The organism is Streptomyces endophyticus (genome assembly GCF_035798155.1).
Classification (GTDB): Bacteria; Actinomycetota; Actinomycetes; order Streptomycetales; family Streptomycetaceae; genus Streptomyces; species Streptomyces endophyticus.
In genome coordinates, this window is the sequence record NZ_JAOZYC010000023.1 from 1 (window position 1) to 12,123 (window position 12,123).

Annotated in this window: 9 protein-coding genes, 1 rRNA gene and 1 pseudogene; 5 read left to right on the forward strand and 6 right to left on the reverse strand. The window is 72.0% G+C overall.

Annotation, left to right across the window (positions count from 1 at the left end; genetic code table 11):
- The 5 genes and pseudogenes from OKJ99_RS04780 to mtnA form a co-directional block, all read right to left on the reverse strand.
- Positions 1-149 (reverse strand): annotated as a pseudogene (locus OKJ99_RS04780) (ComF family protein); the annotation flags it as partial.
- A 126-nt stretch (positions 150-275) separates the two neighbouring features.
- The gene (locus tag OKJ99_RS04785) at positions 276-2,093 is read right to left on the reverse strand and encodes an LpqB family beta-propeller domain-containing protein (protein ID WP_407700644.1); all 1,818 of its coding nucleotides are present in this window, start codon (positions 2,091-2,093) and stop codon (positions 276-278) included.
- Between the two features lie 28 nt (positions 2,094-2,121).
- Complete coding sequence (gene mtrB / locus OKJ99_RS04790; RefSeq protein WP_326014472.1) at positions 2,122-4,287, reverse strand: MtrAB system histidine kinase MtrB; 2,166 nt, start codon at positions 4,285-4,287, stop codon at positions 2,122-2,124.
- Between the two features lies 1 nt (position 4,288).
- Positions 4,289-4,978 carry a two-component system response regulator MtrA gene (gene mtrA, locus OKJ99_RS04795; protein WP_306324333.1) on the reverse strand — a complete coding sequence of 230 codons (690 nt, stop codon included), beginning with the start codon at positions 4,976-4,978 and terminating at the stop codon, positions 4,289-4,291.
- Between the two features lie 4 nt (positions 4,979-4,982).
- Positions 4,983-6,164 carry an S-methyl-5-thioribose-1-phosphate isomerase gene (gene mtnA / locus OKJ99_RS04800; RefSeq protein WP_326014473.1) on the reverse strand — a complete coding sequence of 394 codons (1,182 nt, stop codon included), beginning with the start codon at positions 6,162-6,164 and terminating at the stop codon, positions 4,983-4,985.
- A gap of 140 nt (positions 6,165-6,304) precedes the next feature.
- Between mtnA and OKJ99_RS04805 the strand changes: the two genes are divergently transcribed.
- The 5 genes from OKJ99_RS04805 (at position 6,305) to OKJ99_RS04825 (ending at position 11,953) form a co-directional block, all read left to right on the forward strand.
- A complete protein-coding gene (locus OKJ99_RS04805; protein WP_326014474.1) occupies positions 6,305-7,639 on the forward strand; it encodes a glycerophosphoryl diester phosphodiesterase membrane domain-containing protein in 1,335 nt (444 codons plus the stop codon).
- A gap of 4 nt (positions 7,640-7,643) precedes the next feature.
- Complete coding sequence (locus OKJ99_RS04810; protein ID WP_326014475.1) at positions 7,644-8,336, forward strand: DUF4129 domain-containing protein; 693 nt, start codon at positions 7,644-7,646, stop codon at positions 8,334-8,336.
- A 143-nt stretch (positions 8,337-8,479) separates the two neighbouring features.
- Positions 8,480-9,625 (forward strand): DUF4350 domain-containing protein, encoded by a 1,146-nt coding sequence (locus OKJ99_RS04815; RefSeq protein WP_326014478.1) that lies wholly within the window; start codon positions 8,480-8,482, stop codon positions 9,623-9,625.
- Positions 9,625-10,614, forward strand: coding sequence for an AAA family ATPase (locus tag OKJ99_RS04820; protein ID WP_326014476.1), 990 nt, complete (start codon positions 9,625-9,627; stop codon positions 10,612-10,614). The genes OKJ99_RS04815 and OKJ99_RS04820 overlap by 1 nt, the downstream gene beginning before the upstream one ends.
- A 28-nt stretch (positions 10,615-10,642) precedes the next feature.
- A complete protein-coding gene (locus OKJ99_RS04825; RefSeq protein WP_326014477.1) occupies positions 10,643-11,953 on the forward strand; it encodes a DUF58 domain-containing protein in 1,311 nt (436 codons plus the stop codon).
- A 94-nt stretch (positions 11,954-12,047) separates the two neighbouring features.
- Here OKJ99_RS04825 and rrf read toward each other — a convergent pair.
- Positions 12,048-12,123: ribosomal RNA gene (rrf, locus tag OKJ99_RS04830) — 5S ribosomal RNA — on the reverse strand; the annotation flags it as partial.

A 12,123-nucleotide genomic window follows, 5' to 3' on the forward strand; every position in this document is an offset into this window, starting at 1 on the left:
GGCGGAGCCGGCCGCGGCCGCACCCGGCTCGGCGCGGCGCCGCGCAACGCCGCCGAGCACCGCGCGCACAGCGTCGTACGCGATCTGCCACAGCCGGCGCACTCGGCCGGCAGCACCAGATCGGAGAGGTCCTGCCACCACCCCCGCATACCCACCACTGTGCCGATCCGCGGGCCGCCCGACCAGTCCTGTGGACAACGCCCTGTGGACAACTCGACGGTTGTGACCAGGGGTTGAGCTCGTGTGGGTGACACCCGGGCCACTGGCCCGCGCGACTACCCCGGATAGATCGGAGCCGTCCCGTCCTTCAGCACCGACTGCCACGCTGCCCCGGAGGGCAAGCGGACGATGCCGTCGTCGGAGTGCGCGAGCAGCGGCAGTTCGTCGTTGTCCGATGCCGCGATCTCGCTGACCCTGGTCAGACCCGGCAGCGCCTGCCCCGTCGGCGTCGACCCGTCGCTCGACACGTACTGCATCTGCTGCAGCCCACCGGGCTCCCGGCCGACGACGACGAGCCGGCTGTCGCCCGCCCACGACACGGCCGTGACCTCTTCCATCTGCGGTGCGGCCCGGCGCAGTTCGGTCACCGAGACCTCCGTGTCGCCGTTCGCGTCGGGGCGTCGCTCGACGCGCCCGATCCACAGCGACGTGGTGTCCTTCTCCGCCACGCGAAGCGCGATGCGCGCTCCGTCGGCGGACGCCTTCACCGTCTCGATGGTGGCGTCGTCTCCGAGCCCCTCGACCCGGACCTTCTGCACCTTGTCCGCCTGGCCCTGCCCGAACATCAGCAGCCGCCGGTGCTTCGGATCACGGTCGGCCGCCCACAGGTCGCCGTTCCCGTCCCAACTGGGCGTCGTGAAACCGTTCTTCTCCGCCTTGGCGTGGCTGCGCGCGACCGGGTCCCCCAGCGAGGCGCCCGAGATCAGCGACGCCACGTACAGCGAGCGCCCGTCGTTCGAGACCCCCGCCGCGCGCTCCTGGTCGCGCGAGACGGCCACGGAACGCAGCACCTGCTCGCCCTCGCCCAGCGGCCCCGGCACCTGCTCGGGGCTCTTGTCGGACCTGCTCTTGCCCGGCATCCGCACCAAGCGGCCCTTGGCGTCGAGGAAGTACTGGTCCGGGACGCGCCCGGTGGAGCGCGGCGCGGCCAGGGCGTCCGCCCCGTCCTCGGTCATCGCGCACATGAACCGGCCGTCGGAACGCTTCAGTTCCACCTCGTTCACGCTCGACGACGACAGGTCCCGCAGCGAGAACAGCAGTTGAGCCGCCATCTCCTTGCACTTGGCCTGCCCGGCCCTGCTGCCCGCCTCGTTCAGCGGCACCGTCAGCTTGTTGGCGTCGTCCGGCGCCAGCGAGTCGGTGCCCTTCCTCAGCCCGGCATGCGTCGGGAACGCCGTCCGCACCACCGGATTCAGCCAGCGCGTCGGCCCCTGCAACAGCTCCTTGACGGTCTCCGTCAGCGGATCGGTCCACTGCCGTACGAAGACGGGGTCCGCGACCATGCGCCGCTGCCCGGCCTCGCCGCCCGACGTCGAATCCACCGCGTAGTAGTACTTGCTGACGGAACTGTAGATCCGCTGGAAGTCGGACTCACCGAGCACGACCCCCTCCGGCAGGACATCGATCCGCCACTGCTTGCCCTTGGAGGTGTTCACCTGCGTCAGGTGCAGATCCCCCTGGTACGACCCGCCCCTCGGCTGGTACGCCTGCTGCTGGTCGACCGTGGCGACCTGATGCCCGGTCAATTCGTAGGAGCGGCCGTCGTTCCCCGAATTCGGCCGGCCCGTCGGGCGCGTGCTGGGGCCCTCGTCGAGCACCACGGTCTGCCGCTCGGGCTCCCAGTTCTTCGCGGCGTTCGGCGTCAGGTACTTGCGCGCCATCGTGTACGAAGGGTCATCGCTGGTCAGCGCCTCCAGGAAGCCCTCGACGATGGAGGAGGGCCCGACGTTGTCCTTCGGCGGCAGGGCGAAGACGCGCACCTGCGAGTCCGGGCGCTGCGAGGCCTCGACCGATTCGAGGCCTCCGTTGTCCGGCATCGACGCGCATCCGGCGAGTACGAGCGCACCGCACCCGGCCAGCATTCCGGCCCGCATCCCGCGCCGCTGCCGCGGCACCCGCTGTTCATCCACGACCGCCGTCGCTCCCCTCACCGCGCGATGTCGCCGCGGTCCGCTCCTCCGTGTGCGCCCGTACGAGCGCCCCGGGTTCCGCCGACGCCTCGTCGTCCGCCGCGTGCGGCCCGCGCTCGTCCCGCACACCAGGCCCATCCGGGCCGCCGTGCTCGTCGCGGTCGTCGCGGTCGTCGGCCTGCCGCGGCTCGCTCGTCGCCCCGCCACGTGCCACCACGCGCGCGCCGCTGCCGGGCAGCGCCGTGGGATCGGCGGACACCGCCGCCTGCGCGTGGTGCGGGGCGATCGGGGCCTTGGCCGGTACGGGCGGCGCCTGGGCCGGCACAGTGGCGAGCTTCTTGTCGCCGGCGCCCGGAAGTCCGGCGTCACCGAGTCCCCGGTTGCGCCGCGAATCCTCCGGCTCCAGCGGTATCGGCGAACCGCGCAGCGCCTCGTCCACCGTCCTCGGCAACGTCAGCCGGAACTGTGAGCCGCCCCCCGGCTCGCCCCACGCCTGCAGCCACCCTCCGTGCAGCCGCGCGTCCTCCAGGGCGATCGACAGGCCGAGCCCGGTTCCGCCCGTAGTACGCGCGCGTGCCGGATCGGCCCGCCAGAAGCGGCTGAACACGCGGGTCGCCTCGCCGGGCTTGAGCCCCACTCCGTAGTCGCGCACCGCGACGGCCACCGCGCCTCCCGCGGCCGCGAGCCGCACCACGACGTCCTGGCCGTCGCCGTGCTCCACGGCGTTCACCACCAGGTTGCGCAGCACGCGCTCCACACGCCGCGCGTCCGCCTCGGCGACCACCGGCTGGTCGCCTCCGACGATCCGGATGTGCGTGCCCTTGCGCTCCGCGAGCGGCTCCGCGCCGCCCACCACGCGCCGTACGACCTCCCGCAGATCTATCGGCTCGGCCTCCAGCGCGGCGGCCCCGGCATCGAACCGGCTGATCTCCAACAGGTCGGCCAGCAGCGACTCGAACCGGTCCAGCTGGTCGGCCAGCAACTCCGCGGACCGCGCGGTCACCGGATCGAAGTCGACCCGCGCCTCATGGATGACATCGGCGGCCATCCGTACGGTCGTCAGCGGCGTACGCAGCTCATGGCTCACGTCCGAGACGAACCGCCGCTGCATCCGCGACAGGTCCTCGAGCTGCTGGATCTTCAGATAGAGGTTCTGCGCCATCTTGTTGAAGGCCTCGCCCAGGCGCGCGATGTCGTCCTCGCCGGTGACCTTCATACGTTCCTGGAGGCGGCCCGCGGAGAGCCGCTCCGCGACTCCTGCCGCCATCCGCACCGGCGTGACGACCTGTCGCACGACGAGCCAGGCGATGGCCCCGAGCAGCACCACGACGAAGAGCCCGGCCGTCGCGAGCGTCCCCTTGACCAGGCCGAGGGACTTCTCCTCCTGCGTCAGCGGGAAGAGGTAGTACAGCTGGTAGGCGTGTCCCTGCGGATCGTTGAGCCTCTTGCCGACGACGAGACCCGGCTGCGGGTCCTTCCCGCCGTCGTAGACGATCTTCGTGTACTGCTGCGAAGCTCCGGCGATCCGGTCGACCTGCCCCCGCAGATCGTCGGGCACGCTGCGGTTCGGATCCACCAGACCGGAGCCGCGCGGCGCCCGCCCATTGCCACTGTCGGCATCGTTCGAGCTGAGGGTCACGACGTCGAACGCGCCCTTGCCGCCACTCGCGAGCTGCGTGACGAGCTCGCTCATCCAGTTGTTGGGGTTCAACGTGGTGCGACTGTCGCCGGACGCACCGTCCCGCACCCCGGCCGCCGCGGAGTCCGCCTTGTCCTTGGCCGCGCGGAAGCCGCCCTCGGCCTGGCTCTGCGAGGCCTTCACCTTGGCGTCGAGCAGCCCGTTGCGCACCGAGCCGATGACGACGATGCCGAGCAGCAGCACGACACCGAGCGACATCAGCAGCGTCGTGACGACGACCTTCAGCTGGATGTTCCGCCGCCACAGCCGCATCGCGGGCAGCAACGGACGCCGCACCCAGCGCGCGAACAGGCGCAGCACGGGGCTGCCCTTCATCCCGCCCTGGAGCAGCAGACTCCTGTCGACGGCCCGGCGCAGCCGTGAACCCCGAGCGGCGGTCGGACCCGCCGCGGGTCCCACAGGCCGCTCCGGGCGGGACCCCGGGGCCCCGGGCGCCGAAGCGGCACTGTTTCGGGACACGTCAGCTCGGTCCTGCCTTGTAACCGACGCCTCGGACGGTCACCACGATCTCCGGCCGCTCCGGGTCCTTCTCGACCTTGGAGCGCAGCCGCTGCACATGCACATTGACCAGGCGCGTGTCCGCCGCGTGCCGGTAGCCCCACACCTGCTCAAGGAGCACCTCACGCGTGAACACCTGCCAGGGCTTGCGCGCGAGCGCGACCAGCAGATCGAACTCCAGCGGCGTCAGCGCGATCGGCTGTCCGTCCCGCTTCACCGAATGCCCCGCCACATCGATGACCAGGTCACCGATGGCGAGCTGCTCCGGCGCAGGCTCCTCCGATCTCCTCAGCCGCGCCCGGATCCGGGCGACCAGCTCCTTCGGCTTGAACGGCTTGACGATGTAGTCGTCGGCCCCCGACTCGAGGCCCACCACCACATCCACGGTGTCGCTCTTCGCCGTGAGCATCACGATCGGCACCCCGGACTCCGCCCTGATCAGGCGGCACACCTCGATACCGTCCCGGCCCGGCAGCATCAGATCGAGCAGCACCAGATCGGGCTTGGTCTCACGGAAAGCGGCCAGCGCCTTGTCGCCGTCAGCTACGAACGACGGCTCAAAACCTTCACCACGCAGCACAATGCCGAGCATCTCGGCCAGTGCGGTGTCGTCGTCGACGACAAGGACTCGTCCCTTCATGGACCACATCATCCCATTAGCTCATCGTTGCCTGGAGTGAACTGTCACACAGTTCACCCAGGCCATCATTTGTCACAGGCGACACAACGCCCCACTCCGTGACGATCGCCGTCACCAAGTCCGGGGGCGTCACGTCGAACGCGGGGTTGTACGCCTGTGTCCCCAGTGGTGCCACCGGAATCCCGCCACCTGCCTCCACTCCTGCCAGCGGCGCCCGCGGCGCTGTGACCTCCGTCACCTCATGCCCGGCCCGCTGCTCCACCTCGATGGATGCCCCGTCCGCGGTCTCCGGGTCGATCGTCGTCACCGGCGCGACCACGATGAACGGCACATGGTGATAGCGCGCCAACACCGCGAGCGGATAGCTCCCCACCTTGTTGGCCACCGAACCGTCGGCCGCGATCCGGTCCGCGCCGATGAGCACGGCATCCACCTCACCCGCGGCGAACAGCGATCCCGCCGCACTGTCCGTGAGCAATGTGTACGCCATCCCGTTGCGCGCGGCCTCGTAGGCGGTCAGACGAGCACCTTGCAACAGCGGGCGCGTCTCGTCCACCCACAGCCGGCGCAACCGCCCCGCCCGATGCGCGGCGAGCGCGACCGCGAAAGCCGTGCCCTCCCCGCCGGAGACCAGTGCCCCGGTGTTGCAGTGCGTCAGGATGCGGTGGTTACCACCGGGCACCAGCTCGTCCAGGAGCCGCAGACCGTGCTCGGCCATCCTGGCGCTGGCTTCGGCGTCCTCCGCGTGCAACGCCCGCGCCGAGGAGAGCGCCGCCGCGGCGGCCCGCTCCCGCGCCCCGTCCCCCGCCCCGCCCTCGAACGCGGACCGGTACGCCTCCCGCGCCCTGCGCACCCCGTACGCCAGGTTGACCGCGGTGGGCCGCGCGTCCGCGAGCGCCCCGGCCGCCTCCTCGACGTCGAAGCCGCGGGCGGCAGCGAGCGCCACCCCGTACGCGCCCGCGATCCCCAGCAGCGGCGCACCGCGCACGGCCAGGGAGCGGATCGCCTGCACCAGTGCCTGCGGGTCCGTGCACACCAGCTCGACTTCTTCCGCGGGCAGCCGCGTCTGGTCGAGCAGCACCAGAACGGGCCCCTCCGCCGGCTCCTCCCACCGGATCGCCGGGATGTCGACGGCCTCGGGCGGTATGCCGTCGATGGGCCGTATGTCCTCGCCGGATTGCGCGTACTGATCAGCCATCCGCCCAGTCTGCCCCGTACCGACCCGACAATTGAAGGCGTGCAGCCCTCACGGGGCCAGGTCATCCGGCACCCACCCCATGGCACGATGGCAGCCAACCTGCTGCCGCGACCGCGGACGGGCACTTTGAAGGAGCGACGATGAACGACACTCCGGGCTGGGCATCGCCCGGATCCGCCCCCTCCGACGGCCCGGACGGCGACCGCAAGGACGGCCCCGACCAGAACGGCGACGCCCAGGGCAGCGGTCCGCAGGACGCCGCAGGCCAGGGTCCGAAGTGGTCCAAGGAGCAGCCGCCGCCCGCCCAGTGGTCCGCACCCTCCGGCTCCGCCCAGACCCCACCCCCGCCCCCGCCGGCTCCCGGCCAGGGCTGGGGCGGTCAGGGCTGGGGCGGCCAAGGCGGAAACGGCGGCCACGGCCAGGGACCGGGCGGCCCCGGAGGCGGCGGCTACCCCGGCTGGGGCGGCGGCTGGCAGGGCAAGCCCTCGGCGGCCAAGCCCGGCGTCATCCCGCTGCGCCCGCTCGGCGTCGGCGAGATCCTCGACGGCGCGGTGTCCACGATGCGCAGCTACTGGCGCACCGTCCTCGGCATCTCGCTGACGGTCGCCGTGGTCACCCAGCTCCTGGCGGTCCTCCTCCAGGGCTTCGTCCTCAAAGACGCGGCGACCACCTCGGCCCTCGACGACCCCGACGCCACCGCGCGCGAGCTCTTCAGCGCCCTGGGCACGCTCCTGGTCGGCTCCGCGCTCGTCGCGGTCGTCACGCTGCTCGGCACGATCGTCGCGACGGCCCTGCTGACGACGGTCACCAGCCGCGCCGTCCTCGGCCGGCCCGTCACCATAGGAGAGGCCTGGCGCGACGCCCGGCCGCAGATCCTCAGGCTGCTCGGCCTGACGCTGCTGCTCCCGCTGATCGCCGCCGCGATCATGCTCGTGAGCGTCGCGCCCGGCATCCTCGTCGGCGCACTCGGCTCGACCGATGGCGGCATCGCGCTTGGCATCGTCGGCGGTCTCGCCGGCCTCGCCGTGACGATCTGGCTGATGGTCCGCCTGTCGCTGGCCTCGCCCGCGCTGATGCTGGAGAAGCAGACCGTCCGCAAGGCCATGGGCCGCTCCATCAAGCTCGTCCGCGGCTCCTGGTGGCGGGTCTTCGGAATCACGATCCTGGCGTCCCTGATCGCCGCGATCGTCTCGGAGATCATCCTCTTCCCGTTCACCGCCATCGCCGGAGCGGTCAGCGGAGACGGCTTCACCAGCCTCCTGGACAGCGGCGGGAACTTCGGCTGGGCCTTCCTCATCATCACCGGCATCGGCTCGGTCGTCGGCTCCACCATCACCTTCCCGATCACGGCCGGCGTCACCGTGCTCCTCTACATCGACCAGCGGATCCGCCGCGAGGCCCTCGACCTCGAACTCGCCAGCGCCGCGGGCCTGCCCGACTACGGGTCCGCGTCCGGCGCCACTCCGGGGAGCTGATGGGGTGAGCGCACTTGGGGGAGTGCTCCACACGACGATCTCGTCGGTCCTCACCGGCGGCGACGAGCCGCCGGTGAGGATCCCGCGCGACCCCGCGCGGGAAGCGGCGAAACGTGAGCTGTCCAAGCCCGCGTACCACCAGGACGACCCGAACTGGTTCATGCGCGCCCTGAACAAGTTCTGGGACTGGATCGACGAGCTCTTCTCCGCCGCTTCCGGCGCCACCCCCGGTGGCACGGTCGGCCTGATCGTGATCCTGCTGGCCATCGTCGCCGTGGCGGCCGCCCTGTGGTGGCGCCTCGGCACGCCGCGCCGCTCCCCCACCTCCGCGCCCCCGCTCTTCGACGACCGCCCGCGCAGCGCCGCCGAACACCGCGCGGCCGCCGCGGCGCACGCCGCCCAGGGCCACTGGAACCAGGCCGTCCAGGAACGGATGCGCGCCCTGGTCCGCTCCCTGGAAGAGCGCGCCCTCCTCGATCCACGCCCCGGCCGCACCGCCGACGAGGCCGCCGCCGAAGCGGGCCGCCCGCTGCCCCGGCACGCGGACCGCCTCCGCGCGGCGGCCCGCGACTTCGACGACATCGCGTACGGCGGCCGCACCGCGACCCCGGAGACGTACGGGCGCCTGTCCACCCTGGACACCGAGGTGGAAGACACCACCCCCGACCTCGCCCCCACCGCGGGAGCGCCCCGGTGACCGAACCGACCGATCCCCGCGCCCCGGACCCGCGCGCCCAACCAGGATCCGAACCGGGAGACACGACCTCGGCGACCCTCACCGCACCCCCGCCGCCCCCGGTCCCCGACGGCACCACCTCCACCACACCCACCGCCCGCCAGATCTGGACCCGCACCCGCGGCATCGCCCTGGCCCTGGTCCTCCTCCTGGTCGCGGCCGTGGCCATCGCGGTCGTCCGCTCCGGTGACCAGCACGGCGCCCTCGACCCACGCTCCGCCGACCAGCGCGGCAGCCGCGCCGTCGCCGAACTCCTCGCCGCCCGGGGCGTCGACACCCGCGTGGTCACCACCACCGGCGAGGCCCGCGCCGCGACAGGCCCCGACACCACCCTCCTGGTCGCCGCGCCCGACCGGCTCACGGCTCACCAGCAGTCCCGGCTCCAGTCCGCCACCGTCGACTCCGGAGGCCGCGCCGTCCTCGTCGCCCCCGGCTCCGCCGCGGTCGAGGCGCTGGCCCCCGGCGTCACCACCGACCCCGAGCCCGCCGCCGACAAGCCCCTCGCGCCAGGCTGCGCGCTGCCCGAGGCCCGCCGCGCCGGCCCCGCGGCCACCGGCGGCCACCGCTACAGCACGACGCTCACCGGCGCCGACTCCTGCTACCCGAGCTACGGCTCCCCCACGCTCCTGCGCCTGCCGTCCCCCACCGGCACAGGCGACACGGTCGTCCTCGGCGCCCCCGACATCCTCCTCAACGACCACCTCGACGAACAGGGCAACGCCTCGCTCGCCCTTCAACTCCTCGGTTCGCGCCCTCATCTGGTCTGGTACCTCCCCTCCCTCTCCGACGACTCCGCGGCCGCCGGCGCACAGAACGACCGCAGCTTCGTCGACCTGATCCCCAAGGGCTGGCTCTGGGGCACACTTCAGCTCTTCATCGCGGCAGCACTGGCCGCGCTGTGGCGCGCACGCCGTCTGGGCCCCCTGGTCCAGGAGCGCCTGCCCGTCGCGATCCGCGCCTCCGAAACCGTCGAAGGCCGCGCCCGCCTCTACCGCAAGGCGAACGCCCGCGATCGCGCCGCCACAGCTCTGCGTATCTCCACCCGCACGCGCCTGGCCCCCCTCATCGGCGTCCCCGTCTCCCAGGCCCACTCGCCCGAGACCTTCCTCCCGGCCCTGGCACGCCAACTCCCCACGCCCGCCCGGGACTCGCACGCCCTCCTCTTCGGCCCGCCACCCGCGTCCGACACAGCACTCATCGCACTCGCCGACCACCTCGACGCCCTCGAAAGAGAGGTACGGAATTCATGATGGACCCGACCACTGACAACGCCGGGCCCACGACGGATCCCCGCAGCTCAAGGGCGTCCTTGGAGGCCCTGCGCACGGAGATCGCCAAGGCCGTGGTCGGCCAGGACTCCACCGTCACGGGCCTGGTCGTGGCCCTGCTCTGCCGGGGCCACGTCCTCCTCGAGGGAGTGCCCGGCGTGGCCAAGACCCTCCTCGTACGCGCCCTCGCCGCGTCCCTCGAACTCGACACGAAGCGCGTGCAGTTCACCCCCGACCTGATGCCCAGCGACGTGACGGGCTCGCTGGTCTACGACACCAACACCGCACGCTTCTCCTTCCAGCCGGGCCCGGTCTTCACCAATCTCGTCCTCGCGGACGAAATCAACCGCACGCCGCCCAAGACCCAGTCCTCCCTCCTCGAAGCGATGGAGGAGCGCCAGGTGACGGTGGACGGCACGCCGCGGCCGCTCCCGGACCCGTTCATGGTGGTCGCGACGCAGAACCCGGTCGAGTACGAGGGCACCTATCCCCTCCCCGAGGCCCAACTGGACCGCTTCCTTCTGAAGTTGAACGTTCCGCTGCCCACCCGACAGGACGAGATCGACGTCCTGACCCGCCACGCCTCCGGCTTCAACCCCCGTGACCTGCAAGCGGCGGGCATCCGCCCGGTGGCCACGGCAGCCGACCTCGAAACGGCCCGCACGGCAGTCGCCAAGACGACCGTCTCCCCCGAAATCACCGCCTACGTAGTCGACATCTGCCGAGCGACCCGCGAATCCCCGTCGCTCACCCTCGGAGTCTCCCCGCGAGGAGCCACGGCCCTCCTCGCCACGGCCCGCGCCTGGGCCTGGCTGACCGGCCGCGACTACGTCACCCCCGACGACGTCAAGGCCCTGGCCCTCCCCACCCTCCGCCACCGCATCCAACTGCGCCCGGAGGCCGAAATGGAGGGCGTCACCCCGGATTCCGTCATCAACGCGATCCTGACCCACGTCCCCGTCCCCCGCTGACCCGACGCACAACGGAGGACGACACCACATGGCCCTGACCGGACGCACGGCCCTTCTCGCAGCCCTGGGCTCCCTCCCCGTCGGCATCTGGGACCCCAGCTGGACCGGCATCCTGGCCGTCAACACCCCGCTGGCCCTGGCCTGCGCCTGCGACTTCGCCCTGGCCGCCCCCGTCCGCCGCCTGCGCCTGACCCGCTCGGGCGACACCTCCGTACGTCTCGGAGACCCGGCCGACGTCACCCTCACGATCACCAACCCCGCGCGCCGCCCCTTGCGCGCTGCCCTCCGCGACGCCTGGCCCCCGAGCAGTTGGCGCTCCGGCATGGAGTACGAGTCGTCCCGCCACCGCGTGAACATCCCCGCAGGCGAAAGGCGCCGCGTCACGACGCGCCTCCAGCCCACCCGCAGAGGCGACCGCACGGCCGACCGCGTCACCATCCGCTCCTACGGCCCCCTCGGCCTGTTCACCCGCCAAGGCACACACAGGGTCCCCTGGACGGTCCGTGTCCTGCCGCCCTTCCACAGCCGCAAGCACCTCCCCTCCAAACTGGCCCGCCTCCGCGAACTCGACGGCCGCACCAGCGTGTTGACCAGGGGCGAGGGCACAGAATTCGACAGCCTCCGCGAGTACGTTCCCGGAGACGACACCCGCTCCATCGACTGGCGCGCAACGGCCCGCCACTCCGCGGTCGCCGTCCGCACCTGGCGCCCGGAACGCGACCGCCACATCCTCCTGGTCCTCGACACGGGCCGCACCTCCGCCGGCCGGGTCGGCGACGCCCCGCGCCTCGACGCCTCCATGGACGCCGCACTCCTCCTGGGCGCCCTGGCATCCCGCGCCGGCGACCGCGTGGACCTGCTGGCCTACGACCGCCGTACCCGCGCCCTGGTCCAGGGCCGCACCGCAGGCGACGTCCTTCCTGCCCTGGTCAACGCCATGGCTCCGCTGGAACCAGAACTGATCGAAACGGATGCCCGGGGCCTCACGGCAACAGCACTGCACACAGCGCACCGCCGATCCCTCATCGTCCTTCTTACGTCCCTGGACGCGGCCCCCATCGAAGAGGGCCTCCTCCCCGTACTCCCGCGTCTCACGAAACGTCACACGGTCGTCGTGGCATCGGTGGCCGACCCGAAAATCGAATCGATGGCGTCGGCCCGGGGCACCACAGAAGCCATCTACGAGGCCGCTTCAGCGGCCCAGGCAAAGGCCGAGCGCCTACGAACGGCCGAACAACTCACCCGCCACGGCGTCACCGTCGTGGACGCCACACCGTCCGAATTGGCCCCAGCCCTGGCGGACGCCTACCTGGCTCTGAAATCCGCCGGCCGCCTTTGAGTGAATGGGCCCCATGAATGGGCCCCGCGCCCCCATCCCCCTAAACGCAGAAAAGCCCGGACCGTATCCCGGTCCGGGCTTTTCTCTAAAATGAGTTCGGCGGCGTCCTACTCTCCCACAGGGTCCCCCCTGCAGTACCATCGGCGCTATGAGGCTTAGCTTCCGGGTTC

What these genes read in the sequence shown, in the direction of transcription:
- OKJ99_RS04825 (WP_326014477.1), top strand. Translation starts at nt 10,643, where the DNA reads ATGGCCCTGACCGGACGCACGGCCCTTCTCGCAGCCCTGGGCTCCCTC.
- OKJ99_RS04805 (WP_326014474.1), top strand. Translation starts at nt 6,305, where the DNA reads ATGAACGACACTCCGGGCTGGGCATCGCCCGGATCCGCCCCCTCCGAC.
- OKJ99_RS04785 (WP_407700644.1), bottom strand. Translation starts at nt 2,093, where the DNA reads ATGCGGGCCGGAATGCTGGCCGGGTGCGGTGCGCTCGTACTCGCCGGA.
- OKJ99_RS04820 (WP_326014476.1), top strand. Translation starts at nt 9,625, where the DNA reads ATGGACCCGACCACTGACAACGCCGGGCCCACGACGGATCCCCGCAGC.
- mtnA (WP_326014473.1), bottom strand. Translation starts at nt 6,164, where the DNA reads ATGGCTGATCAGTACGCGCAATCCGGCGAGGACATACGGCCCATCGAC.
- mtrA (WP_306324333.1), bottom strand. Translation starts at nt 4,978, where the DNA reads ATGATGTGGTCCATGAAGGGACGAGTCCTTGTCGTCGACGACGACACC.